At 44.0% G+C, this 23,289-nt stretch carries 24 protein-coding genes and 2 pseudogenes; 18 read left to right on the forward strand and 8 right to left on the reverse strand.

The genetic code is table 11. The features are described 5' to 3' along the window. Positions 1–353: 353 nt before the first annotated feature. Together H9659_RS15565 and H9659_RS15570 are read left to right on the forward strand one after the other, a co-directional pair. Positions 354–563: pseudogene (locus H9659_RS15565) on the forward strand (IS5/IS1182 family transposase); the annotation flags it as partial. 2 nt (positions 564–565) lie between these two features. Then, positions 566–793, forward strand: a pseudogene (locus H9659_RS15570) (transposase); the annotation flags it as partial. A gap of 259 nt (positions 794–1,052) precedes the next feature. Here the strand turns inward: H9659_RS15570 and H9659_RS09840 are convergent. Next, on the reverse strand, positions 1,053–1,220 hold the full coding sequence (locus H9659_RS09840) for an SE1561 family protein (protein ID WP_191690028.1): 168 nt from the start codon (positions 1,218–1,220) through the stop codon (positions 1,053–1,055). Between the two features lie 293 nt (positions 1,221–1,513). Then, positions 1,514–1,900, reverse strand: coding sequence for an OsmC family protein (locus tag H9659_RS09845; protein ID WP_191689957.1), 387 nt, complete (start codon positions 1,898–1,900; stop codon positions 1,514–1,516). A 64-nt stretch (positions 1,901–1,964) separates the two neighbouring features. Here H9659_RS09845 and H9659_RS09850 point away from each other — a divergent pair, with 64 nt between their 5' ends. Beyond that, entirely contained in the window at positions 1,965–3,140 is a 1,176-nt protein-coding gene (locus H9659_RS09850) for an MFS transporter (RefSeq protein ID WP_191689959.1), read from the forward strand. 59 nt (positions 3,141–3,199) lie between these two features. On the opposite strand, the gene H9659_RS09855 is transcribed toward H9659_RS09850, so the two are convergent. Both H9659_RS09855 and H9659_RS09860 read right to left on the reverse strand, forming a co-directional pair. Beyond that, positions 3,200–4,006 (reverse strand): polysaccharide deacetylase family protein, encoded by an 807-nt coding sequence (locus H9659_RS09855; protein ID WP_191689961.1) that lies wholly within the window; start codon positions 4,004–4,006, stop codon positions 3,200–3,202. A gap of 56 nt (positions 4,007–4,062) precedes the next feature. Continuing rightward, complete coding sequence (locus H9659_RS09860; protein WP_191689963.1) at positions 4,063–4,962, reverse strand: TIGR01777 family oxidoreductase; 900 nt, start codon at positions 4,960–4,962, stop codon at positions 4,063–4,065. Between the two features lie 89 nt (positions 4,963–5,051). Between H9659_RS09860 and recX the strand changes: the two genes are divergently transcribed. Further along, positions 5,052–5,864, forward strand: a complete 813-nt coding sequence (recX, locus tag H9659_RS09865) for a recombination regulator RecX (RefSeq protein WP_191689965.1) — start codon at positions 5,052–5,054, stop codon at positions 5,862–5,864. Then, entirely contained in the window at positions 5,854–6,186 is a 333-nt protein-coding gene (locus tag H9659_RS09870) for a YfhH family protein (RefSeq protein WP_191689967.1), read from the forward strand. The genes recX and H9659_RS09870 overlap by 11 nt, the downstream gene beginning before the upstream one ends. A gap of 10 nt (positions 6,187–6,196) precedes the next feature. Here H9659_RS09870 and H9659_RS09875 read toward each other — a convergent pair whose 3' ends face one another. Continuing rightward, a complete protein-coding gene (locus tag H9659_RS09875; RefSeq protein WP_191689969.1) occupies positions 6,197–7,180 on the reverse strand; it encodes a metal-dependent hydrolase in 984 nt (327 codons plus the stop codon). A gap of 111 nt (positions 7,181–7,291) precedes the next feature. Here H9659_RS09875 and mutY point away from each other — a divergent pair, with 111 nt between their 5' ends. The 9 genes from mutY (at position 7,292) to nikC (ending at position 16,906) form a co-directional block, all read left to right on the forward strand. Further along, positions 7,292–8,344, forward strand: a complete 1,053-nt coding sequence (gene mutY / locus H9659_RS09880) for an A/G-specific adenine glycosylase (RefSeq protein WP_191689971.1) — start codon at positions 7,292–7,294, stop codon at positions 8,342–8,344. 59 nt (positions 8,345–8,403) lie between these two features. After that, complete coding sequence (locus H9659_RS09885) at positions 8,404–8,589, forward strand: gamma-type small acid-soluble spore protein (RefSeq protein ID WP_191689973.1); 186 nt, start codon at positions 8,404–8,406, stop codon at positions 8,587–8,589. 158 nt (positions 8,590–8,747) lie between these two features. Beyond that, the gene (gene ntdP / locus H9659_RS09890; protein WP_191689974.1) at positions 8,748–9,293 is read left to right on the forward strand and encodes a nucleoside tri-diphosphate phosphatase; all 546 of its coding nucleotides are present in this window, start codon (positions 8,748–8,750) and stop codon (positions 9,291–9,293) included. Positions 9,294–9,344: 51 nt separating this feature from the next. After that, positions 9,345–11,090 carry an ABC transporter ATP-binding protein gene (locus H9659_RS09895; RefSeq protein WP_191689977.1) on the forward strand — a complete coding sequence of 582 codons (1,746 nt, stop codon included), beginning with the start codon at positions 9,345–9,347 and terminating at the stop codon, positions 11,088–11,090. A gap of 145 nt (positions 11,091–11,235) precedes the next feature. After that, positions 11,236–12,258 (forward strand): ABC transporter ATP-binding protein, encoded by a 1,023-nt coding sequence (locus H9659_RS09900; RefSeq protein ID WP_191689979.1) that lies wholly within the window; start codon positions 11,236–11,238, stop codon positions 12,256–12,258. Further along, complete coding sequence (locus H9659_RS09905; protein ID WP_191689981.1) at positions 12,230–13,255, forward strand: ABC transporter ATP-binding protein; 1,026 nt, start codon at positions 12,230–12,232, stop codon at positions 13,253–13,255. Before H9659_RS09900 ends, H9659_RS09905 begins: the two co-directional genes overlap by 29 nt. Next, positions 13,252–14,868 carry an ABC transporter substrate-binding protein gene (locus H9659_RS09910; RefSeq protein ID WP_191689983.1) on the forward strand — a complete coding sequence of 539 codons (1,617 nt, stop codon included), beginning with the start codon at positions 13,252–13,254 and terminating at the stop codon, positions 14,866–14,868. The genes H9659_RS09905 and H9659_RS09910 overlap by 4 nt, the downstream gene beginning before the upstream one ends. A gap of 119 nt (positions 14,869–14,987) precedes the next feature. After that, positions 14,988–15,992 carry an ABC transporter permease gene (locus tag H9659_RS09915; RefSeq protein ID WP_191689985.1) on the forward strand — a complete coding sequence of 335 codons (1,005 nt, stop codon included), beginning with the start codon at positions 14,988–14,990 and terminating at the stop codon, positions 15,990–15,992. A gap of 17 nt (positions 15,993–16,009) precedes the next feature. After that, positions 16,010–16,906: a nickel transporter permease gene (nikC, locus tag H9659_RS09920; RefSeq protein WP_191689987.1), complete on the forward strand. Its 897-nt coding sequence runs from the start codon at positions 16,010–16,012 to the stop codon at positions 16,904–16,906. Positions 16,907–16,939: 33 nt separating this feature from the next. Here nikC and H9659_RS09925 read toward each other — a convergent pair whose 3' ends face one another. After that, complete coding sequence (locus tag H9659_RS09925; RefSeq protein ID WP_191689990.1) at positions 16,940–18,025, reverse strand: FUSC family protein; 1,086 nt, start codon at positions 18,023–18,025, stop codon at positions 16,940–16,942. Between the two features lie 75 nt (positions 18,026–18,100). Continuing rightward, on the reverse strand, positions 18,101–19,390 hold the full coding sequence (locus tag H9659_RS09930; protein ID WP_225217760.1) for a glutamate-1-semialdehyde 2,1-aminomutase: 1,290 nt from the start codon (positions 19,388–19,390) through the stop codon (positions 18,101–18,103). Between the two features lie 127 nt (positions 19,391–19,517). On the opposite strand from H9659_RS09930, the gene bcp reads away from it, so the two are divergent. The 3 genes from bcp (at position 19,518) to perR (ending at position 21,508) form a co-directional block, all read left to right on the forward strand. Next, a complete protein-coding gene (bcp, locus tag H9659_RS09935; protein WP_191689992.1) occupies positions 19,518–20,012 on the forward strand; it encodes a thioredoxin-dependent thiol peroxidase in 495 nt (164 codons plus the stop codon). Continuing rightward, positions 20,009–20,953 (forward strand): D-2-hydroxyacid dehydrogenase, encoded by a 945-nt coding sequence (locus H9659_RS09940; RefSeq protein WP_191689994.1) that lies wholly within the window; start codon positions 20,009–20,011, stop codon positions 20,951–20,953. Before bcp ends, H9659_RS09940 begins: the two co-directional genes overlap by 4 nt. 111 nt (positions 20,954–21,064) lie before the next feature. Next, positions 21,065–21,508 carry a peroxide-responsive transcriptional repressor PerR gene (gene perR / locus H9659_RS09945; RefSeq protein ID WP_191690000.1) on the forward strand — a complete coding sequence of 148 codons (444 nt, stop codon included), beginning with the start codon at positions 21,065–21,067 and terminating at the stop codon, positions 21,506–21,508. Between the two features lie 47 nt (positions 21,509–21,555). Here perR and H9659_RS09950 read toward each other — a convergent pair whose 3' ends face one another. Beyond that, positions 21,556–21,912 carry a YgzB family protein gene (locus H9659_RS09950; RefSeq protein ID WP_191690001.1) on the reverse strand — a complete coding sequence of 119 codons (357 nt, stop codon included), beginning with the start codon at positions 21,910–21,912 and terminating at the stop codon, positions 21,556–21,558. 127 nt (positions 21,913–22,039) lie between these two features. On the opposite strand from H9659_RS09950, the gene H9659_RS09955 reads away from it, so the two are divergent. After that, entirely contained in the window at positions 22,040–22,906 is an 867-nt protein-coding gene (locus H9659_RS09955; RefSeq protein WP_191690002.1) for a nucleotidyltransferase-like protein, read from the forward strand. Positions 22,907–23,289 lie beyond the last annotated feature (383 nt).

A 23,289-nucleotide genomic window follows, 5' to 3' on the forward strand; every position in this document is an offset into this window, starting at 1 on the left:
TTTATAATAACTATTAATAGTAGTATATCATAGTTGAGAATAAAGTGTTAGAGTATGTTTTGTTTTTAAAGAAGAATAATTTTTATGTATACAAAAAAGTAGAGGCTTTTAAACCTCTGCTCAGACTGTAAACAAACTTCAGTAATCAGGGGGTTGCCTACAGTCTTTTCTCTTTTACAATAGTATTAACTAGAAAAAGTTGATTTCCGCTGCGAGCGGACGCTTTCCGAGGGGCTTGCTCTCAGCCGCTTCCCTCGCTTTGCTCAGTCCAGGGTCTTCGAGCTTCGCTGATCCCTCAGGAGTCGCCGCTCTCCGCTACAATCAACGGAATCTCCCAACTATCGAATGAGGTGATGGAATTGATGACGAAGAATCAAGTGAATGAACGGGAACAGATGGAAATGCTTACAATCGAACAGTTAGTTCCACAAGACCATCTGGTTCGTAAATTAGATGCAGCAATTGATTTTTCTTTCATTTATCCATTAGTTGAAGATCTCTATTCATTATTTGGGAGACCCAGCATAGATCCAGTTGTACTCATTAAAATGACATTCATGAAATCAAAAAAATATACGGAAAACGCAAAGAGACGGTTGAACAAGTCTTTGCCGACGCCGAGGAGAAGCATGGTATGCGATGGACAACCCTGAGAGGACTTAAAAAAATGTCTATGCAGGCGATGCTAACTTTCGCTGCCCAAAATCTGAAGAAACTTGCCAGCTGGACATGGATCCCATCTGTAAGGGAAAATGCACATGCATATGGAATGTCCTATGGGATATCGAGTTGATTGGAGAGCAGGTCGGCGACTCCTGGGGGATCAGCGCAGCGCGAAGACCCCGCAGGAGCAAAGCGACGAGGAGGCTGAGGGCAAGCCCCCTGGAAAGCGTCCGACCGGAACGGAGATCAACGGCTCTTGACCAGTTGCAGATTTATACGAACAAAAACTAAAAGGGTTGGAAATCATTTCGATTTCCAACCCTTTTGTCTACAGTCTGAGCAGAGGCTTTTAAACCTCTGCTAGAGAAACGTTTTCGATTTCAGGAATGTCATTTCAACTTACCCATACGGACTTCTAAATCGTCAACGAGACTAATGAGACGATCGATTTCTTCAAGATCAGCTGTTTCAGGCTCAATTGTATCGAGCGTTTCCAAAAACTGATTGAGTCGGATCTTTAAATCATCAACTTGGTTAGATGGTGAGTTTTGCATCATGTTCACCTCTTTCTGTAAGCTTATTTTAACGGAAATAGACGATCAGCACAATTGGTTGAAAAGAAAATTCAATTTAACTATTCACAATTGAAAGTTAATATGATATGATAGATTTATTCAAACGAAGGAGGGCAGTTGAACAAGTTCTGAAAATAGAAGGAGGCGATTCGAAGACGTCTGGAAAAGGAAATTCTATTGGCGAATTCGCAGTAAATCTATGAACAATTTAATCCCAACATAAAGCCCGGCTCTCATTGGAACACAAGAGGCCGGGTCTTTTAATGTGCAATGGATCAGTTCAACAGTTCATATGTTTTTCTTACATCGATGCAATTCGCCACCGATTGGTACATCGAACAGTTTTTATCGGTTAACTCGAGAATTTTCGGCATCTTCTCATCCGTCAGCCCATCTGCTTGCACTGTAATGTGGAAGTGGATTTTTTCAAGTCGACTCGCGTCATCCTGTGACCGAATCACTTCTTTCACTTCGATGTGAATCGATTGAGCAGGCATTCTTTTCTTCTCCAAGATTTTACGCATGACTCCACCTGTGCAGGCAGCAATGGAAGCGACCATCAACTGATAAGGACGGAATCCTTTTTCTTCATTGGAAGAGATTTCAAGCTTCCCGAATTCTGTTTCTGTTTCAAAGCCGTTTTCTGTCATTTCGAATTTCATTAAAATTCCCTCCTTTGTATGCTATCATTATAAGGGTTTTTGCTGAATAAGGGGTGTATGACGAATGGCTATCACAAAGAATCAGCAGCAGCATCGTTTTTGGGTGCTGGTCATAATTGTTTCGATTTCAGGTTTTTCACAGGGGATGCTACTCACGCTCATTTCTTCGATTTTTGAGCAAGATGGTATTTCAGGAACTTTAAATGGTCTGAATGCCACTGGATTATACATAGGAACACTTTTAGTCTCTCCATTCATGGAAGCACCGCTGCGCAAGTTCGGATACAAACCAGTGATTATTGCGGGTGGTGTGATTGTTATCATTTCGCTACTTTCGTTCCCATTATGGAAGAGTGTAATCTTTTGGTTTGTACTCCGTCTGTTTATCGGAATTGGAGACCATGCTCTCCATTTTGCCACTCAGACTTGGATAACAAGCACTGTCTCGCCAGACCGTCTCGGAAGAAGTATTTCCATTTACGGGTTATCAGTAGGTATTGGGTTCGCAATCGGGCCGATGTTTGTGCCCCTTGTATCGATTTTTGAAGGATTGCCTTTCATTGTCTCCGCCTTGTTGACATGTTGTGCATGGGGACTTGTTTTCACATTGAAGAATGACCTTCCGGAAGTGATGGCAGGGACCGCTGCTGCGGGTCATTTCGGAAAACGGGTTAAAGCGACAGTGGTGGTTGCTTGGATTGCCCTTCTTGGCCCATTTGGTTACGGTTTTTTGGAGTCTTCATTGAATGCGATGTTCCCTGTTTACGCTTTACGAAACGGAATCCCGTTAAGTATGGTTGCTATCATAATTCCTGCGTTTGCATTCGGAGGAATCATTTCTCAAGTTCCGCTTGGTATATTGTCTGACAAAATGGGTCGTCGTCCAGTTCTGCTTATTGGATTAGGAGGCGGGATGCTTGCGTTTACGGGCGCTGCATTGTTAAGTTCATCTGCCATTTCAATAATGATCATGTTTTTCATCGGCGGGATATTTTCAGGCTCTCTCTTTTCCCTCGGCGTTGCGTACATGTCTGATCTTACTCCGAACCATCTATTACCAACGGGGAATTTGCTGTGCGGAATCTTTTTCAGTTTCGGCAGCTTGACCGGACCGATTCTCGGAGGATACGTGTTGGAAGTGTCGCAGCAAAACTATTTGTACCTGTTTTGCCTGTTTCTTGGAATTTTGTTTTTGCTGACATTAGCAGGAAAGAAAAATATGAAGCGAGAAGTGCTATAAAACCAAAAACAGAGACACCGTTCAACGAATCGGTGTCTCTGTTTTTGGTTTAAATTATTTCACTGAGCATATCCCAATTGAATATCTTCATACTCCATCACAAGGTCATCCAGTGAACCGAACGTATAGCCTTGTTTCTTAGCATCTCTGATGAAGTCCGGCAGTGCTTGAGAGTTATCGGAAGAAACGGTGTGCATGAGGATGACAGCACCAGGGTGCAGCTGATTCATAAGTTCGTTGTAAGCGAAATCGCGACCTTTGGGTTTATCCGCATACCAGTCGATAAAGGCGACTGACCAAAAAATATGTCGATACCCGAGTGAATTCCCTACAGCTAACACTTGTTCATTGAAAATACCTTCTGGTGGTCTTGCGTAAACCGTCCGTTTAATGCCCGTCGTCTCCTCAAGCAATGCATCGAATTTTTCCCATTCGTCTTGCATCTTTTCTGGACTCAGCTTAGCCATATTCGGATGATCATATGAGTGGTTTCCAATTCCATGTCCATCCTTGACCATCCGTTTTACAAGCGGCGCTGCGCTTTTCAAGTAATGTCCAGTTAGAAAGAAAGTAGCGGGTGCATCTTCTTTCTCAAGGGTATCCAAAATGCTTTCCGTCTCCCCGTTTTCGTACCCATTATCAAAAGTTAAATAGACGATCTTTTCGTCCGGTTTGCCTTTGTAAATGGCTCCGTACTCATTCAGCATCGATTCGAGTGCTGCTCCAGCGTTGGGAGGCTCTCCATTGATCGCTTTCTTAAAGCCCCAATGGAATTCGTCTGCGTGGGCGGCGAACGGGTTGAAAGCGAGACCAACGACAATCACGAATGCTGCCATTAAGATACCTGGACCATGTTGTTCCATCATTTCGAGCACACTCCTTTTTTCATAGCGTGTGCCGAAGTGAAGGTTCTATACATCCGTTACTCAAGAATGTTTGCGAGTGCTGGACGAATCGCAGGATACTTAAAAGTAAACTCACTTTCAATAAGTTTTTCCGGTAATACGTGTTGACCTTCCAACACTAATTTACTCTTTTTACCTAGTGCGAGTTTCATAGCTATACCGGGAACAGGCAGCCAGTGTGGTCGGTGGGTGACGGAACCGATTGCTTTCCCTAAATCAGACATCCTGACAGGGGCTGGAGCAGTTACGTTAACGGGTCCTTCTAGTGAAGGTGTCGAAATGACAAAGCTTATTGCGCGTGCCACATCCTCAACATGGACCCAAGAAATCCATTGTTGTCCGGAGCCGATCGGGCCGCCTGCAAACAATTTGTATGGAAGTGCAATGAGAGGCAGAGCACCGCCGCCTTTTCCGAAAACTGTTCCAAAACGTGTATAGACGACACGCGTACCGAATTCTTTCATTTTGGATGCTTTCTTTTCCCACTCATGAACGGTTTCCCCGAGAAAGTCATGAGCGATTTCTGGTGAATTTTCCGTGTACACATGGGTTTCGGAAGTAGGATAAATTCCAATTGCGCTAGCGTTTACAAAGACATCCGGCTTACCATTTAAGACCTCAAGTATACGCAGGAGTTCGTCGGTCGCTTCCATACGACTCTCGTAGATTTTCTTTTGGTGTTCTTCTGACCAGTTGCCTTCATTTATGGAAACCCCTGCTAAGTTTACGACTGCATCCGGAGGCGTAAGCTCTTCTTCGGGTTTTGCATTGTTATGCAGCCATTGGACATAGCGAACGCCATCCTTTTCTTTCGACTCACTTCTTGATAAAACTGTAATAGAATGACCTTCTGCTTTCAGATTTTCAATGAGTTGGGAACCGATGAAACCCGTTCCGCCAGTAATTAATAGATTCATGAATTAGGCTCCTTTCAAAGATGACAAACGAATCAGCTGACCGGCCAAATGAGAACAGGTATACTGATAGTAAGCGGGAGGTGATGGACATGCCAGTGATCACGAAGATATCACAGCAGAAAAAGGACAAGGAACGATATAATATTTTCTTGGACGAAGTATATGAGTTTAGCGTACATGAGTCGAATCTCGTCAAGTTCGGATTAACAAAAGGGATGCAGCTCGATAGCTGGGAAAAAGAAAACCTGCTTTATGAAGAAGAAATTCAGCGAGCCGTTAACCGAGCACTCCACTTCCTAGGATTCAGAATGAGAAGTGAATTTGAAGTGAAGGAGAAACTGCTGCAAGCGGAGTTCGGTGAATCAGTGATTCAGGAGGCCATTATAAAATTAAAAAAGCTGGGCTTCCTGGATGATCATGCTTTTTCAGAAGCTCTTCTTCGCACTCAAAAAAACACATCAGGGAAGGGACCGAATGCTATCAAACAGGAAATGAATAACAAAGGGATAGATCCGTCCGTCCAAGAAGCGGTTCTAGAAGAATACGACCCACAGGAACAGCTTGCAACAGCGACAAAATTAGTGGAGAAAGCAGCACGTAAGCACGCTTCGATTGCACCGGCTCAGCTAAAACAGCGAATACAAAATGCGCTTCAACGGAAAGGTTTCAGGTTTGAAATCATCAAAGAAGCAATGGATGCAGTTGAGTTCGAACCGGATGAAGACGAATGGACTTCCATAACCGAAACAACCGGTGAAAAAGCATGGCGCCGAGTGAGTATCAAATATAAAGGGTATGATCGCAAAAGACGGGTGAAACAAGCGATGTATCAAAAAGGGATTCCGTTTGATCGAATCGATGCTTTCATCGAGAAAAAGGAGCTTGAAGAAGATGGAGAATGAAAAAAAATATAGCCAGATGACTGAACAGGAGCTTAGAACCGAAATCGCCCGCCTCATGGAGAAGGCAAGAAAAGCCGAACAGCTGGGGATTTTGAACGAATACGCAGTTTATCAACGTAAAGCGTTAATGGCTCAATCATACCTTATCGATCCCGCTTCGATCGTGCCAGGTGAAATTTATAGAATACAAGGAGACGAAGGGTACTTCTTTAAAGTTGATTACTTAAAAGGCCGTTTTGCTTGGGGATATCGGATGGGAGGCGAGCAAGCTGAAGAAGCGCTTCCGCTCGCCATGTTAACATACGTCAAGACGGGTAAGTAGAACGTGTCTATTACGACTCCTGGATGAAGTTCAGCTTTTTGCGCAGTTTATCTTCAGAGAATATCCAGCCGGTATAAGAGTTCACAACGTTGAAGTCTTCGTCTACATGAGCAACTGCAACAAATGGATAAAATGTTTTACTTCGATATCGCAAGTCGATTAAGCGAACCTCGGTCAAGACATCGACCTGGGAAATCTCCCATCGGTAAATGGGTGAAAACGATACGAATGCGGCTATGTTGCGATCTGTCATTGCGGCTTCTACATACGGCGATTTTGGCAATGGTTTACGATCGAATCTATCGTAGATATTAACAGAACGACCGTATGCGCGCCCAACATAATGATCAGTTTCGGTTGAAGCGGCGATACGCCATTGGAAGAAACGCATGGTAGGAGCAATGTAAACTTCAGTCGCAGCCGGAATTGTGTTGTAGACAGCCCGCTTTACAGCGGCATGGACTGCGAAGCGCAGTAAGTAATATAGGAATATTACGCCATAGAGAACTGCCATCGTTTGTACTGGCGGAGTTCCAAGAACCCAAGATGCAATGGCTAAGACGTGAAGACCGAAATAAATCGGATCGAACGTGTTAATGACACTTAAGGCCACCCATTTTTGTGAAAAGGGTCGAAGTGCTTGCGTACCATATGAGTTAAAGATATCCACAAATACATGAATGAACACAGCGAGAAATGTCCAAGCCCACAGGTGGATGAAATTAGCTTCAGGCACGAAAAGCGATAAAACGATTGAAATAATAATCGGCCATAACAGAACAGCCGGAATGGAGTGCGTCATGCCTCTGTGATTCCTTATATAAACGGCATTATTGCGAAGTTTTAAAACGGTATCGGTGTCAGGCGCTAGTGAGCCAAGCATAATACCTGCAAAAACCGGCCCCATGGTTGCTGAGTGCGAGGCAACGACAGGGTCGGCCATTGCAAGCCCACTAATGGCGATGCCCATTGCAATATGTGTTCCCGTGTCCACTCCATCACTCCTTGAAAATGACATATCCATTGAAATGAATTCAACAGTTACTTAATTATATACCCAAATTTGAATATCCTAAAAGTATTAGCCGTTAGAAGGAGTTTGCCCATGAAAATTTCGCAAAAAGAAGAGTTTAACAAAGCACTTCTAACTTGGTACCATCAAGAAAAAAGAGATCTGCCTTGGAGAAGGACTTCTGATCCCTACTATATATGGGTATCCGAAGTGATGTTGCAACAAACGCGAGTTGACACCGTCATCCCGTATTATGAAAAGTTCATTGCCTCGTTTCCTACGATGGAATCTTTGGCGGAAGCTGAAGAAGAGCATGTCCTTAAACATTGGGAAGGTTTAGGGTATTACTCACGTGTCAGGAATTTACAAGCAGGTGTCAAAGAAGTCGTGGGAAATTATGAGAGCAAGATTCCGCGTACCCGTGCTGAAATTCTGAATTTGCGTGGGATCGGTCCATACACTGCCGGGGCCGTTTTAAGCATAGCGTATGGGGTACCGGAACACGCAGTGGATGGAAACGTCATGCGTGTCTTTTCAAGGCTTTTTATGATTGAGGAAGATATAGCACTACCGAAAACGAAAAAGGTCTTTGAACAACGAGTGATGGACGTGATAGATGAAACAGATCCATCCTCTTTCAATCAGGCGATTATGGAACTCGGTGCAACAATCTGTACACCGAACCCGCGCTGTTTACTTTGTCCAGTTAGAGACTTCTGTACTGCTTTTGAAGAGGGGAAACAAGAAGAACTTCCGGTTAAAACGAAAAAGCTGAAAAAGAAAGTCATGACAATCCATTCATTTGCGATTTCCGAACCTGGCGGCAAATGGTTATTAAGAAAGAGACCGGCACAAGGGCTCCTCGGAGACTTTTGGGAATTCCCTCAAATTGAATGCAATCCTTCAATGGATTCCGCAGATGCCCTGAAGAGCGCCACAGGACTTGTTATTGAACAGGGAGAGGCCTTCGCTCAGTTCAAACATATCTTCTCGCATGTCACTTGGCATGTTGAAGGATATCATGCAGTGCTGAAAGACTCTTCACCAATTCCAGAAGGTTACCGGTTTTTCTCAGATGAAGAACTGGAGCTCGTCCCTCAATCGAAACCGATGAGCAAGCTGCTGATGCACCTGAAAAATAATTAACACTGACAGGATAATTTTTGGACGACTGGATATGCTAGTTGTTACGGAGGTGAAAATCCATGACAACTAACAACCAGCGGAACCAGAAAAACAAACAGAACCAACAAAACAATCCGCTCATGAACGAAGAGTTTGGAGCCGAAACAGATGTACAGCACGTGAAACAACAAAACCAGAAAGCTGAAGCGAAAAAACGTCAAGCTTCAGGGCAACGTGCAAATAGTTACGGAGACCAGACAAAATAATTGGATGGACACCACCTACCGGCAGGAGCAATCGTCTCCCTGCCGGTTTTTCTATGACCAGCAGGGGTAAACATTTTCTATTTTCAGGTACGGTTGGTATAATGTTGTGATAAGAATGGAGCGGTAAATTTCCCGGTCACGAAAAGGTGGTTTTACAGATGGATATTCCTAAAGAAGGGGAAATAGTACAAGTACATAGTTATAAGCATGACGGCCATATCCATAGAGTCTGGCAAGAAACGATGGTTCTTAAAGGGACGCGTAATATTATTATCGGAGCGAACGATCGAACGCTTGTAACTGAATCTGACGGCAGGACGTGGATTACACGGGAGCCCTCAATTTGCTATTTCCATGCAGAGCGCTGGTTTAACATCATTTGTATGCTTAGGGAAGACGGCGTGTACTATTATGTCAACATCAGTTCCCCGTTCGTCTTTGATAACAATGCCATTAAATACATCGATTACGATTTGGATGTCAAAGTTTTCCCGGACATGAGCTATCTCATTTTGGATGAAGACGAGTATGCCGATCATAAAAAGAAGATGGGCTATCCTGAAGTGATTGATAAAATCTTACGTCGGAACCTGGAAACCTTGCTAAGTTGGATTAAACAACGTAAAGGGCCATTTGCTCCTGATTTCATAGACGTCTGGACATCCCGTTACGAGTTTTATAAAAACATGAAAAGCGAAAAGTGATTAGCCAGGCTGCGATGTTTGCGGCAGGCTTTTTTAGATAGGAGAGATGGAATGGGTGAGAGTACTAAACGTTATTTGAAATTTGTAAAACCATACACGTGGCAAATTGTGCTGACTGTTGTCATTGGAATCATCAAGTTTGCGATTCCTCTATTTATCCCATTTCTTATTAAGATTGTGATTGATGACGTTATTGGTTCACAAACGATGTCAGCAGATGAAAAAACGAGACAACTTTTCTACTGGCTTGGCGGAACGGCACTTGTGTTTTTCATAATACGGCCACCGGTTGAATATTACCGCCAATATTACGCGCAGCTAGTCAGTAACAAAATCTTATATGATATTCGTCAAAACTTGTATGGGCACTTACAAAAACTGAGCATGCGTTTTTACTCGGAAACGCGTGCAGGTGAAGTGATTTCACGGATTATCAACGATGTTGAGCAAACGAAAAATTTTGTCATGATCGGATTAATGAACGTATGGCTAGACTTGGCGACGATTCTGATTGCTGTCGCGATCATGCTCACGATGGACGTGCCTTTAACGCTCGTAACGCTGTTGGCATTCCCCTTCTACGCGTTTAGCGTTAAACACTTTTTCGGTAAACTGCGTAAGCTTACGGGCGAACGTTCGCAGGCGCTTGCAAACGTTCAAAGTTATTTACATGAACGGGTCGCGGGTGTAAGTGTCATCAAAAGCTTCTCACTGGAGGAAATTGAACAGGATCGCTTTGATGAGACAAATGGCAAGTTTCTCGACAAAGCGATTGAACATACGAAATGGAACGCGAAAGCATTCGCTGTTGTTAACACCATTACGGATGTCGCTCCGCTGCTGGTCATTTCATATGCGGGATATCAAGTTATCAATGGTTCTCTGTCTGTCGGAACAATGGTGGCATTCATTGCCTACATTGAACGTCTGTACAGCCCGTTGCGCAGACTTGTCAACGCATCGACCTCTTTAACACAATCATTTGCGTCGATGGACCGTGTGTTTGAATTGATGGAAGAACCTTATGAAGTAACAGACAAAAAAGATGCGCGTGCACTCCCGGCAATTCAAGGTGAAATTGAATTCGATCACGTGGACTTCGCTTACGAAAAAGAAGGGTTCCCAGTCCTGCGCGATATGAATTTCACTGTGAAACCAGGCGAAACAGTTGCGCTTGTCGGAATGAGCGGCGGCGGGAAGTCGACAATCGTCAGCCTCATTCCTCGTTTTTATGATGTTACTGGTGGTGCTATTAAAATCGATGGACACGATTTGCGGGATATCCAAACAAAAACGCTGCGTGACCAGATCGGTCTAGTGCTGCAAGACAGTATACTTTTCAGCGACTCCGTACGCAGTAATATCATGATGGGAAATCCGGATGCGTCAGAAGAGGAAATCGTCTCAGCTGCGAAGGCTGCGAATGCACACGATTTCATAATGGAACTGCCTGAGGGGTATGAAACGAAAGTGGGAGAACGCGGCGTTAAACTTTCAGGTGGACAAAAACAGCGGCTTTCGATTGCACGTGTGTTTTTGAAGAACCCGCCTATGCTCATCTTGGATGAAGCCACCTCTGCGCTCGATCTGGAAAGCGAAGCGCTTATTCAGGAATCATTGAGCCGGCTTGCTCATAATCGGACAACCGTGATTGTCGCCCATAGATTATCCACTATTACACATGCGGACAAAATCCTAGTCATTGACCATGGAGAGTTGAAGGAACAAGGAACCCATGCTGAGCTGATTGCAAAGCAGGGAATTTACTACGATCTGTTTCAAGTCCAGACCATATAAATCAAAGCAGACAATTATGAGGATATCTCTCAATTGTCTGCTTTTTTTGATTGTATAGAAAATTGTCTTGATTTACATCTAAAAAAACGTATAATACTGAATAGAAGTTATTTTGAGAAAAATAGTATTGGGAGAGGGCGGTACCATGAGCGAACGAAAAAAGGTCTTAGATGTCAAAGACTTGCAAACCACTTTTTTTACTGACTCAGGAGCAATCCCGGCAGTCGACCACGTCGATTTCTTTGTTAGGGAAGGGGAAGTGCTTGGTATAGTTGGTGAATCCGGATGTGGAAAAAGCGTGACCTCGCTATCAGTGATGGGTCTAGTACCGAAACCCCCTGGAAAAATAACGGGTGGCGAAATACTATTTCAGGGTAATGACTTGCTGAAGAAAAGCGAGAAAGAAATGCGATACATACGTGGCAATGACATTGCGATGATTTTCCAAGAACCGATGACATCGTTGAATCCGCTTTTTACAATTGGAAACCAAATGTCTGAAGCAATTTTGATCCACGAAAAGAAATGGTCCAAAAAGAGAGCCAGAGCTCGAGCAGTTGAAATGTTGAAATTGGTAGGACTGCCCCGTGCAGATGAATTGATTGACGAGTATCCGCATCAGTTATCCGGCGGGATGCGGCAGCGGGTAATGATTGCGATGGCACTTGTTTGTGATCCGAAGCTTCTCATTGCAGATGAGCCAACCACTGCTCTGGACGTAACGATACAGGCACAGATTTTGAAGTTGATGAAAGAGTTGAACACACGGCTCGATACAGCAATTATGCTGATCACACACGATCTTGGTGTTGTAGCTGAGACGTGCGAGCGGGTGATTGTCATGTATGCGGGCCAGGTGATCGAAGAGGCTTCAGTCAAAAAGATCTTTGAAGACCCTCAACATCCTTACACGAAAGGGCTCATTCAATCAGTACCGGATATGCGCTATAAAAAAGATCGACTCTATTCGATTCCGGGGAACGTACCAAAACCCGGATCCATTAAAAAAGGATGTAAATTTGCAGCGCGATGTGAGTTTGCATTTGACCGATGTTTAGTGGAAGATCCAGCACTGATTCACACAGAAACTGGTCATCAGACGAGATGCTTCTTATATAGTGAGGAAGGAGTGACGGAAGATGGACCAAAAGCCTTTGTTGAAAGTTGAAGGACTGAAAAAGTATTTCCCTATTAGGAAGGGGCTGCTAGGAAGAACTGTAGGTCATGTAAAAGCTGTGGACGACATTTCGTTCTATGTAAATAAAGGTGAGACGCTCGGGATAGTAGGCGAGAGTGGCTGCGGAAAGTCGACAACGGGCCGGGTACTCATGAGACTATTGGAACCGACTGAAGGAACTGTCGAGTTTGACGGGAAAGATTTGACGTCTTTGTCGACAAATGAAATGAGAAAGATGCGGCGTGACATTCAAATGGTATTCCAAGATCCGTATGCTTCACTGAACCCTCGGCATACAATTGGTAAGATTCTAGAAGAACCTCTTGTAGTACATGGCATTTCAGATGCGAAAGAACGGAAGAAATCGGTTATCAAATTCTTGGAAATCGTTGGCCTAAGCGCGTTTCACGCTAAACGCTACCCACACCAATTCAGCGGTGGACAGCGGCAGCGGATCGGTATTGCGCGTGCACTTATGACAAATCCTAAACTGATCATTGCAGACGAACCTGTTTCTGCGCTTGATGTGTCGATTCAAGCACAGGTATTGAATTTAATGCAAGACCTTCAGAAAGAGTTCGACTTGACCTATATTTTCATCGCCCATGATCTTGGGGTCGTTCGTCATATTAGCGATCGAGTCGGAGTGATGTATTTAGGTCGGATGGTGGAACTTGCACCGAGTGAGCAGTTATATGCAAAACCACTCCATCCATATACGCAAGCGTTATTGTCCGCAGTACCTGTACCGGATCCCGACTATGTAAAAGAACAAGTAATGATCGATGGGGATATCCCGAGCCCGGCGAATCCGCCATCAGGATGCACGTTCCACACACGCTGTCCTTTTAAAATGGATATTTGTTCGAAAGTCTCACCGCAGTTGATAGAACATGAGAATGGTCAATCTGTCGCTTGTCACCTTTACAGTGAGCAGGCAGACACTGACATAGAAGTGAAAGAAAAAGAGATGGAGGGGTCTTTATGAGAAAAGGGAAATTATGGTCACTTGCGCTTGTAATGCTTCTCGTTCTTTCTACAGCACTCGCTGCTTGTGGAAGCGACGACAAAGAAGAAGGCGCAGAAAAAGATGGTGGGAAAGCGAGCGGGAAAGAGAAGACGTTAGTATTTGGTCGCGGGGGCGATTCAACTTCTCTCGATCCGTCTCGTGTTACTGAAGGGGAAACATTTAAAGTTACAGTCAATCTATTCGAAACACTTGTGAACTTCGGTGAGGAAGATACGACAATCCAGCCAGGTCTCGCAAAAGAGTGGGAACCATCTGAAGACGGATTGACGTATACATTCAAATTGCAAGAAGGTGTTAAGTTCCACGATGGTACTGACTTTAACGCAGATGCGGTTGTCGCGAACTTCGCACGCTGGTCAGCTGGGGATGCTGAAATGTTCCCATACTATAGCTCCATGTTCGGCGGATTCGATGGGGAAGAAGAAGCCATCATCGAATCTGTTACAGCAGAAGATGCTAACACAGTTGTTTTCAAACTGAAGCGTCCACAAGCACCATTCTTGAAAAACTTAGCAATGAGCATGTTCGCGATTTCGAGCCCTGAAGCATTTGCAAAAGGGGACGACGAATACGAGCGTAATCCAGTAGGAACAGGTCCATTCAAGTTTGTCGAGTGGAAACCGAATGATTCAATTACGATCGAGAAAAACGCAGATTATTGGCAAGAAGGACTTCCGAAGCTTGATAAAGTGGTATTCCGTTCAATTCCGGATAACGCAGCACGTTTGAACGCGTTGACTTCGGGTGAAATCGACTTGGCGGATGGCATTAACCCGGCTGATGGAGCGAAAATCGAAGGCGATTCCAAACTTCAATTGTTCGAACGTCCTTCTATGAACGTTGGTTACCTAGGGCTTACTGTAACACGTCCTCCATTTGATAAGAAAGAAGTACGTCAGGCAATGAACTATGCAATCGATAAGCAAACAATCATCGATTCATTCTTCGAAGGTCGTGCAGAATCGGCGAAGAACCCAATGCCTTCATCCATCTCCGGTTACAACGACGAGATTGAAGAATATGCATACGATCCTGAAAAGGCAAAAGAATTGCTAAAAGCAGCAGGACTTGAAGATGGCTTTGAAATGGAACTATGGGCAATGCCGGTTCCACGTCCTTACATGCCGGATGGCACAAAAGTTGCGGAAGTGATCCAGAGCAACTTGGCGGATGTCGGCATTAAAGCGAAAATCGTTTCTTATGAATGGGCAACATATCTCGACAAAGCAAGTAAAGGTGAAGCGGATGCCTTCATGCTTGGATGGACAGGAGATAACGGAGACGCTGATAACTTCCTCTACGTCCTGCTTGACGAAGACAATATCGGAAGCAACAACTACACGTACTTCAAGAACGCAGAAACTCACAAACTATTCCTTGAAGCACAAACTGAAGTGGATGAAGATAAGCGTAACGAGCTTTACATGAAAGCTCAAGAAATCCTTCATGAAGAAGCACCATGGGTACCACTTGCTCACTCAACGCCGCTACTTGGCGGAGCAGCGGATCTCACTGGATTTGTACCACACCCAACTGGTTCTGACTTGCTTTCAAACGTAGACTTCAAGTAAGTCTGTAACGCACATGTACGAGTGAAAGGGGGAGGCCATTCGCCATATCCCCCTTTCATGTTTTTTAAAGAAGATTGTGCTGCATGCGAACGAAATAAGAGCCATGAGAGGTGAACCGAATGCTCAGTTACATAGGAAAACGATTGTTTCAACTTATTCCCGTATTACTAGGGATGACGTTTGTTGTATTTATGATGATCCGCGCAATCCCTGGAAATCCTGCTCAAGTAATATTAGGTCAACAAGCAACACCTGAGGCGGTTGCTGCACTCAATGCGAAGTTAGGTCTCGATCAGCCATGGTACATTCAATTCTTCAGTTATTTAAAAGGTCTATTCACTGGAGATTTAGGAGAATCGATGAGAACAAGATTGCCGGTTGCGGACGAAATCTGGCCATACCTTGCAGCGACACTCGAGCTTGCCTTGTTCGCGATGATTATTGCAGTCGTAATCGGCATCAATGCAGGAATCATTTCAGCTTGGTTCCAAAATTCATGGTTCGATTATACGGCAATGATTTTAGCTCTTGTTGGTGTATCGATGCCAATCTTCTGGCTTGGTTTACTTGGTCAATGGGCATTTGCTATTGAGCTCCAATGGCTTCCGACAACAGGTCGTGAACAAGTAAGGGATCCGGTTTCAGCGATAACAAATTTGTATATGATTGACGCCATGCTGAATGGCAGGTTCGATCAGCTATGGGAAGTGTTCAAGCACTTAATCCTTCCGGGTCTTGCACTTGCAACCATTCCGATGGCAATCATTGCCCGGATGACCCGTTCCAGTATGCTTGAGGTGATGCGTTCTGATTACATTCGGACTGCACGTGCAAAAGGACAGAAAATGTTTTGGGTTGTCTACAAGCACGCTTTGAAAAATGCAATTATTCCGGTTTTGACGATTGTCGGTCTGCAAATGGGGATGCTTCTTGGGGGAGCAATTCTTACAGAAACAATCTTTGCATGGCCAGGTATCGGGCGCTACATTTACGATGCCATTAACTACAGGGACTATCCTGTCATTCAATCAGGGATTCTAGTCGTTGCATTCTTCTTCGTGATGATCAACTTAATAGTTGACTTACTCTATGGCGTTATTGACCCGAGGATTAAATATGATTGAGGAAGGAGGTTGGCACCATGTCTGAACTGACACCAAAAGTTGACGGAATCGCAGAAGCGAAACTTGAAAAAGAGTCTGGCCCATGGCGGGATGCATGGCTTGGCTTCAGGAAAAGTAAAGTGGCAGTAGTAGGGATGGCGGTCGTTGTCTTCTTTGTCATTATCGCGATTTTGGCACCGTGGATCGCATCCCAGGGCATTAACGATCAGAATATGGCAGACCGGCTTCATCCACCTTCTGCTGAATATTGGTTTGGAACAGATGATTTCGGACGGGATATTCTTTCAAGAATCATCCATGGCGCTCGGATTTCTCTAGCAGTCGGATTCTTCTCCGTAATCGGTTCGGTCGTTGTTGGCAGTATTCTTGGGATTATTGCCGGATATTATGGCCGCTGGGTCGACGTGATTATTTCACGCATCTTCGACATTATGCTGGCTTTCCCGTCAATCTTGCTTGCAATTGCGATCGTTGCTGTACTCGGACCAAGTTTACGTAATGCACTGATTGCCATTGCAACGATTAACGTACCGAATTTCGGGAGATTGATCCGTTCGAAAGTGCTCAGTATTAAAGAGGATGAGTACATTACGTCTGCGAAAGCAATCGGCATGAAAGACGCCCGGATTTTGTTTTCACATATTTTACCGAATTCGATGGCACCAGTAATCGTACAAGGGACTCTTGCGATTGCGACTGCAATTCTAGAAGCGGCAGCACTTGGATTCCTCGGTTTAGGAGCACAAGCCCCTCAACCTGAGTGGGGCAAGATGCTGGCGGATTCCAAGGATTATTTACAATCCGCTCCGTGGACCATGATTTTTCCCGGACTTGCGATTATGTTGACTGTATTAGGATTTAACTTAATGGGCGACGGGTTGCGGGACGCACTCGATCCGAAAATGAAGAGCTAAAAAACCTAGAGGCTGCTTGCGCCTCTAGGTTTTTTAATAGATTTCATCTTCGAATTTAGCATTGGCTTCACTGTCGTATCTGCGCTGGTAGGTGACGACGAGACTATCCAAATGCTCCAGCTGCTCTTCGTAATTAAGGATAGCAGAGAGTATGTGAAGTAAATAGTAAGTGGAGAACTCTTCATCTTCTTCTTTGGAAAGGACGATCTCTTTCACGAAGATTTCCATTACCTCATGTCGCTGGATATATTCATCATGAAGACCTGTGCTTAACTGATCCGCTTTTAACTTGCCGACAAATTTCAAGTGCAGTTGCTCATGATACGTAAGGATAGCATCCAAACGTTCTTGCACCATCATTTTAAAGTGATCCGGCAGCATAGCTAGCTCACTTTCATACAAATGGAGTTTTTTTAGAACTTGCAGACTTGCGTTCGACGAAACAATCATTTGCCGATAAATAACGAGCTTTCGTGCTTTTGCATATTGGTTCTTTTTCAAATAATATCGTTCTTCTTTGTATAACGAGTAGAGTTGATCGATATTCGTCAATTGCTCGCGTGAGTTTACAATTACGTTTTTGGTTGCGATGAAGTCAGATGCTTGCCGACCAGTCAGACGGATCCATCGAATGATTTCGTCTTGCACTTGGTGAATTGATTGAAATAGCTTTACCTCATACTTTGGCGGCATGAAAATGAGATTGACTAAAAATGCTGCCAGTACTCCTATTAGAATCGTTAAGACACGAAGTGACGCTAGTAAAAGAAAGTCATCCCCTTGGATTTCCATGACTGCAACCGTAGTGACGAGCGCAAGGCCAATCGATTTTTCCAGCCCTAGTTTCAGCATGACCAGTATCACGATCACAGCTGCGAGCCCGATGATGACCAGTTGATGGCCGAAAATTAGAATGAAGACAACCCCGATAGTAGCACCAATCAAGTTACCTTGAATTCGTTCAATAACCTCTAAATAGGACCGGTAAATGGTCGGTTGAACTGCAAATATCGCAGCAATCCCTGCGAACACAGGGTTTGGCAAATCGAGCAATTGTGCAACGAACAATGCGAAGACGATCGCAATACCCGTTTTCAAACTGCGGGCACCAAGTTTCATGATTGTATTCCTCTCTTTAACGGTCTCTTTTGCGCTACTTTACGATAAATACCTGAGCTGGTCAACAGTCTGCGATCAAAGTAATTCTGCAAATGCCAGGTCTACGGCAACTAGTGTATCTTGAATGTCTTTTTCTGTATGTGCTGAGGTGATAAACCAAGCCTCGTATTTAGAAGGAGCTAAATTTACACCGTTCTTCAGCAACAGTTTGAAGAACTTGCCGAAACGTTCTCCATCAGTCGCTTCTGCTTGGTCGTAATCCACAATTGTCTCTTCTGTAAAGAATACGGTAAGTGCTCCGCATTTACGGTTAATGGTGATCGGAACATGGTGTTTTTTTGCAGATTGGAGAATCCCTTCTTCCAGCATAGCACCAAGTCGATCCAATTCTGCATACAAACCAGGCGTTTGGAGAACTTCCAGACATGCAATGCCTGAAAGCATCGATGCAGGATTTCCAGCCATCGTTCCTGCTTGATAAGCTGGTCCGAGGGGCGCAACAGTATCCATGATTTCCGAGCGTCCGCCATAGGCACCGATTGGAAGACCTCCACCGATAATCTTTCCAAGAGCCATCAAATCCGGTTCCAGACCAAGTAGTTCAGCTGCTGATCCATAATGGAAACGGAAAGCAGTGATGACTTCATCGTATACGATAAGTGCACCTTTTTCTTTTGCGAGTTCATGTACAAGTGGAAGGAAACCTTCTTGAGGCTCCACGATGCCGAAGTTCCCGACGATCGGTTCCACCAGGATACAAGCGATCTCGTCTCCCCATTTGTCCATAGCAGTTTTAAATGCATCCGGATTGTTGAATGGAATTGTGATGACTTCTTCTGCAATGGTTTTAGGGACACCCGCTGAGTCAGGTGTTCCGAGTGTTGCAGGTCCTGAGCCAGCAGCCACTAGTACGAGATCGGAGTGCCCGTGGTAACAGCCTGCGAATTTCATGATTTTTGTACGTCCTGTAAAGGCGCGGGAAACTCGGATTGTTGTCATGACCGCTTCAGTTCCTGAATTGACGAATCGTACTTTATCCAAACCAGGGATTGCTTCTTTGATCATTTTTGCGAACTTCACTTCATGTTTCGTTGGTGTTCCATAGAGCAGACCATTTTCAGCAGCTTTCGTGACAGCTGCAGTTATATGTGGGTGGGCATGCCCTGTAATGATCGGACCGTACGCACCTAGGTAGTCAATATACTTATTTCCATCAACATCCCAGAAATAAGGGCCTTCTGCACGTTCCATAACAGTAGGTGCTCCTCCGCCTACAGCTTTATAGCCTCGTGATGGACTGTTGACACCACCTACAATATGTTCACACGCTTCTGCATAGATTGTTTCTGAGTTAGATCGTTCCATTTCTATTCCTCCGTTCAAATCAGTTCTTTTCTATTTTACCTAATAATGAACGAAACACCAAAGGAATTGAAAAAGACGGAGTAGTCCGATACTATAATAGGAAAGAATCCGATAGGGGGAATGAGGAATGTCAACGCTAGAAGGTTTGCATGCACCCGAATTTACGCTACAAAATGAGAAAGGGAATCCGGTTTCACTTTCCGATTATGCAGGAAAGAAGTATGTAATTCTTTACTTTTATCCGAAAGACTCGACACCAGGCTGTACTCTGGAAGCACAAACGTTTAAAGAGAGCCATTCGGACTTCAGTGCACTGGATGCGGTCATTTTAGGAGTAAGCCCGGATGGCGAAGCATCCCATCTCAAGTTCATCGACAAACACGGACTCCCATTTTCACTATTAGCAGACACTGAACACACTGTTTGCGAGCTGTATGGGGTATGGAAGTTGAAAAAGACTTTCGGAAAAGAATATATGGGAGTTGAGCGTTCCACATTCCTCATCGATCCAACTGGCACTGTCATTAAAGAATGGCGCAAGGTTAAAGTGGATGGACATATCGATACGGTATATCGAACATTGTTACAGGTATCTAATGAAGGAAACGGTGAGTCACAATGACGAATGTGTTAATAACGTTTCCCATCAAGGAAAAGTTTCGTCAGGAGCTAACCGGAAAGTTCCCGCAAGTCCACTTTGACTTCTCGGATAGTATCGAAGGCGCAGGGGATAAAAAAGTTACAGTCCTTGTTACATATGGCAGTGACTTGACTGAAGAAATTTTGGAACAGCTGACAGATTTGAAATGGGTAATGGTCGCATCTGCTGGTGTTGATAAATTGCCTCTGGAAAAATTAGGAGAACGTGCAATCCTTGTGACGAATGTGAGTGGTATCCACAAGACACCAATGGCAGAGTCAGTACTGGCCCACATCCTTTCGCTTAACCGGGCACTTCCTCTAATCCATGAGCAGCAAAAGCAAAAAGTATGGGAAAAGATGAAGTCCAGTGAACTGCGTGGATCGAAAGCGCTAATTCTTGGACCAGGTGCCATTGGGGGAGAAATCGGCAGGTTGCTTCAAGCCTTCGGTGTATATACGATTGGTTGTAGCCGATCAGGTAGTGTTCATGACGGCATGGATGAGGATATCTCCTTCGAACATATAACAGAACGCCTGCCCGAAGCGGATTATATCATTTCCGTATTGCCTAGTACTCCAGAAACGCGTTGGATTTTAGACCGTTCACATTTCCAGCGAATGAAGAAGACCGCAGTATTTATGAACTTCGGCAGGGGAGACTTGGTTAAAGAGGAAGTGATCGTGGAAGCACTTCAACAAGGTTTGATTGCTCACTCAGTCCTTGACGTTTTCGAACAAGAACCGTTACCAGTAGAAAGCCCGTTATGGGATCTGGAAAACTGTACGGTGTCTCCTCATGTTTCCGCGTTGTCAGCCAAGTATGTGGAGCGTGCTCTAGAGATTTTTAAAGAGAATCTTCAAGTTTGGCTCGCAGAGAACGGAGAATTTAAAAATGTAATTGAGACAAAGCGAGGTTATTAAAGCCTGATCATTAGCTTTATAACCCTGAATGTTTGACACCAGACAGCGAATTCAGTAAACTAATTATAATGATTATAAAGAAGTAATCCTTATGGAATAGAGGTGTTCGTTATGTCTGGTGCAATGCTTAAAGATGCGCTGGTCACATTGAAGGAAAGTGGCGTTCGGATCACTCCGCAACGACATGCCATTTTAGAATTCCTCATCTCTTCAGAAACCCATCCAACGGCGGATGAAATTTACAAAGCACTCGAGAGCGATTTTCCGAATATGAGTGTGGCGACAGTCTACAACAATCTGCGTGTCTTCAGAAATTCCGGTTTAGTTAAGGAATTGACGTATGGCGATGCTTCTAGCAGATTCGATTTTGTAACACATGATCATTACCACATCATTTGTGATGAATGTGGTAGTATTGTCGATTTTCATCACCCGGGGCTTGAAGAAGTGGAGCGATTGGCTTCCTACGTGACCGGTTTCAAAGTGAACTCTCACCGTTTAGAAGTGTATGGAGTATGTCCTACATGTGAAAAACAAGCTGTTAAAGCAAATTGAAAACACGTACTTCTCTTTCGTGTGAAGAGAAGTACGTGTTTTTGATTTCAACTTTTTCGTTTGTTCGGCTTATTGTAGATTTCATCGAAGTCTTTTCCTTCAAGTGTGGGATCCATTGTAAGTGGCTCTCTGCAGTGGCCGCACATGTCTACACGTCCAAGCATCTTCGTTTCCTTACCGCAATTCGGACAGACGATCTGAACGGCTCGAGTTGAAAGGGTTCCGATCCAAGCATAGACGACTACACTGGCTAGAATAGCTAACACACCAAGAACCATGAAAAGCAACATGACGATTTCATATTTTCTGAAGAACAGACCGATATACATAACAATCACTCCGATAAAGATGAGTGAAAGAGCAAATGACCGAATGCGATTGATTTTATTTTTATAAGGTTTCATTGCAAGACCTCCTTGTAATTCGCTCCCTTAATATAGCACATTTTCTACTAGAGCAACATAGGAGTCTTTTGAAGAAGGAATTGCGGAACCTCTGGCGAACTTATATATCATCTAGGGAGGAATTACAATGGAACAAACACTCAGACCTATCTATCAAGAACGGGCAAGTTTTCCTGACACACTCGGTGTGCTACTCGTTAGCAAACGATGGGAAGGAGATCCCCTTACTGATACATTTGATGAGATTCTGCTGATCATCTCTTCGTCAAATACGATTCCGATTCAAACGAAACATTATACTGATGGGGAAGAGAAGGCTGCACTTCATATCATTAGTGAAAACCAACTGAAGAAATGGCTCCTTCTTGGAACGAAACGGAAAGTTGTAGATTGGCTATTTTACGGAAAAGTCTTCTTTGATCGAAATGAGTATATAGAAGACTTGAAAAGAGAACTGCACGAACATCCTTTCTTCGGCAGAGATTTGAAGATGGGCATCGAGCTTGCAAAACTAGTCAGGCGTTATATGGAAGGAAAGTCGTTTTTTGAACAGCATCATTATATGGATGCCTACCATCATGCTGTCCAATCCCTTCATCATTTAGCGAGATTGGCAGTCATCGAAAAAGGGATTCTTCCAGAAGTAACTGTCTGGTCCCAAGTGAAAAAAATCGATCCTTCCATATATAAGCTCTACGAAGAACTTATTATGAGTGATGAGGCGATTGAAAAACGGTTGGAGCTAATGTTCCTTGCGAGTGAGTTCTTCATTCATAACCGTACAGAATATGGAGCGCGTCATATTCTGGAAGTCATGTCGCAAAAAGAGACGTGGAGGATTCAAGAACTTCATGAGCACGAGGAATTGAAAATGTACTCAGTGGATCTTGAAATGCTGATTGAATTCTTAATAGAGAAAAACATTATTAAGGTTCTGTCTATCGACTCCAAAAACGATTTCCTTTACCATCGTAGGTATAGTGTGATTGACTAACAGCCGTCCACAACGGCTGTTTTTTATCTCTTAACCCCGTTGTGAAGCGCTTTTGAAACTTTTTTCGAAAAAGTGTTGACGTACAATTGCATTCAATGTTATTATAAATCTTGTCGCCGCGGAGGTAACTAACTAGCTTACAAAATCCGCTGAGATGAACGAAAAAAGTTTTTTAAAAATAACTTGACTGAGTTTCTCAGACATGTTAAGATAATCAAGTCGCTTCGAGAGAACGACAACATGAACCTTGAAAACTGAACAGCAAAATGTCAACGAAATATCGTTTGGAAAACCGGTTCTGCCGGCGGAACAAACACAACAGATCTTAACGGATCTGATAGACATCTTAAATGATGCCAGTACGAATTGAGCAATCAATTCTC

The organism is Sporosarcina gallistercoris, assembly GCF_014836415.1.
Lineage (GTDB): Bacteria > Bacillota > Bacilli > Bacillales_A > Planococcaceae > Sporosarcina > Sporosarcina gallistercoris.

Excerpts from the sequence above, each read along its gene's own strand:
- H9659_RS09840 (WP_191690028.1), bottom strand. The coding sequence starts at position 1,220 with ATGATGCAAAACTCACCATCTAACCAAGTTGATGATTTAAAGATCCGA.
- H9659_RS09845 (WP_191689957.1), bottom strand. The coding sequence starts at position 1,900 with ATGAAATTCGAAATGACAGAAAACGGCTTTGAAACAGAAACAGAATTC.
- H9659_RS09850 (WP_191689959.1), top strand. The coding sequence starts at position 1,965 with ATGGCTATCACAAAGAATCAGCAGCAGCATCGTTTTTGGGTGCTGGTC.
- H9659_RS09855 (WP_191689961.1), bottom strand. The coding sequence starts at position 4,006 with ATGATGGAACAACATGGTCCAGGTATCTTAATGGCAGCATTCGTGATT.
- H9659_RS09860 (WP_191689963.1), bottom strand. The coding sequence starts at position 4,962 with ATGAATCTATTAATTACTGGCGGAACGGGTTTCATCGGTTCCCAACTC.
- recX (WP_191689965.1), top strand. The coding sequence starts at position 5,052 with ATGCCAGTGATCACGAAGATATCACAGCAGAAAAAGGACAAGGAACGA.
- H9659_RS09870 (WP_191689967.1), top strand. The coding sequence starts at position 5,854 with ATGGAGAATGAAAAAAAATATAGCCAGATGACTGAACAGGAGCTTAGA.
- mutY (WP_191689971.1), top strand. The coding sequence starts at position 7,292 with ATGAAAATTTCGCAAAAAGAAGAGTTTAACAAAGCACTTCTAACTTGG.
- H9659_RS09885 (WP_191689973.1), top strand. The coding sequence starts at position 8,404 with ATGACAACTAACAACCAGCGGAACCAGAAAAACAAACAGAACCAACAA.
- ntdP (WP_191689974.1), top strand. The coding sequence starts at position 8,748 with ATGGATATTCCTAAAGAAGGGGAAATAGTACAAGTACATAGTTATAAG.
- H9659_RS09895 (WP_191689977.1), top strand. The coding sequence starts at position 9,345 with ATGGGTGAGAGTACTAAACGTTATTTGAAATTTGTAAAACCATACACG.
- H9659_RS09900 (WP_191689979.1), top strand. The coding sequence starts at position 11,236 with ATGAGCGAACGAAAAAAGGTCTTAGATGTCAAAGACTTGCAAACCACT.
- H9659_RS09905 (WP_191689981.1), top strand. The coding sequence starts at position 12,230 with ATGGACCAAAAGCCTTTGTTGAAAGTTGAAGGACTGAAAAAGTATTTC.
- H9659_RS09910 (WP_191689983.1), top strand. The coding sequence starts at position 13,252 with ATGAGAAAAGGGAAATTATGGTCACTTGCGCTTGTAATGCTTCTCGTT.
- H9659_RS09915 (WP_191689985.1), top strand. The coding sequence starts at position 14,988 with ATGCTCAGTTACATAGGAAAACGATTGTTTCAACTTATTCCCGTATTA.
- nikC (WP_191689987.1), top strand. The coding sequence starts at position 16,010 with ATGTCTGAACTGACACCAAAAGTTGACGGAATCGCAGAAGCGAAACTT.
- H9659_RS09925 (WP_191689990.1), bottom strand. The coding sequence starts at position 18,025 with ATGAAACTTGGTGCCCGCAGTTTGAAAACGGGTATTGCGATCGTCTTC.
- H9659_RS09930 (WP_225217760.1), bottom strand. The coding sequence starts at position 19,390 with ATGGAACGATCTAACTCAGAAACAATCTATGCAGAAGCGTGTGAACAT.
- bcp (WP_191689992.1), top strand. The coding sequence starts at position 19,518 with ATGTCAACGCTAGAAGGTTTGCATGCACCCGAATTTACGCTACAAAAT.
- H9659_RS09940 (WP_191689994.1), top strand. The coding sequence starts at position 20,009 with ATGACGAATGTGTTAATAACGTTTCCCATCAAGGAAAAGTTTCGTCAG.
- perR (WP_191690000.1), top strand. The coding sequence starts at position 21,065 with ATGTCTGGTGCAATGCTTAAAGATGCGCTGGTCACATTGAAGGAAAGT.
- H9659_RS09950 (WP_191690001.1), bottom strand. The coding sequence starts at position 21,912 with ATGAAACCTTATAAAAATAAAATCAATCGCATTCGGTCATTTGCTCTT.
- H9659_RS09955 (WP_191690002.1), top strand. The coding sequence starts at position 22,040 with ATGGAACAAACACTCAGACCTATCTATCAAGAACGGGCAAGTTTTCCT.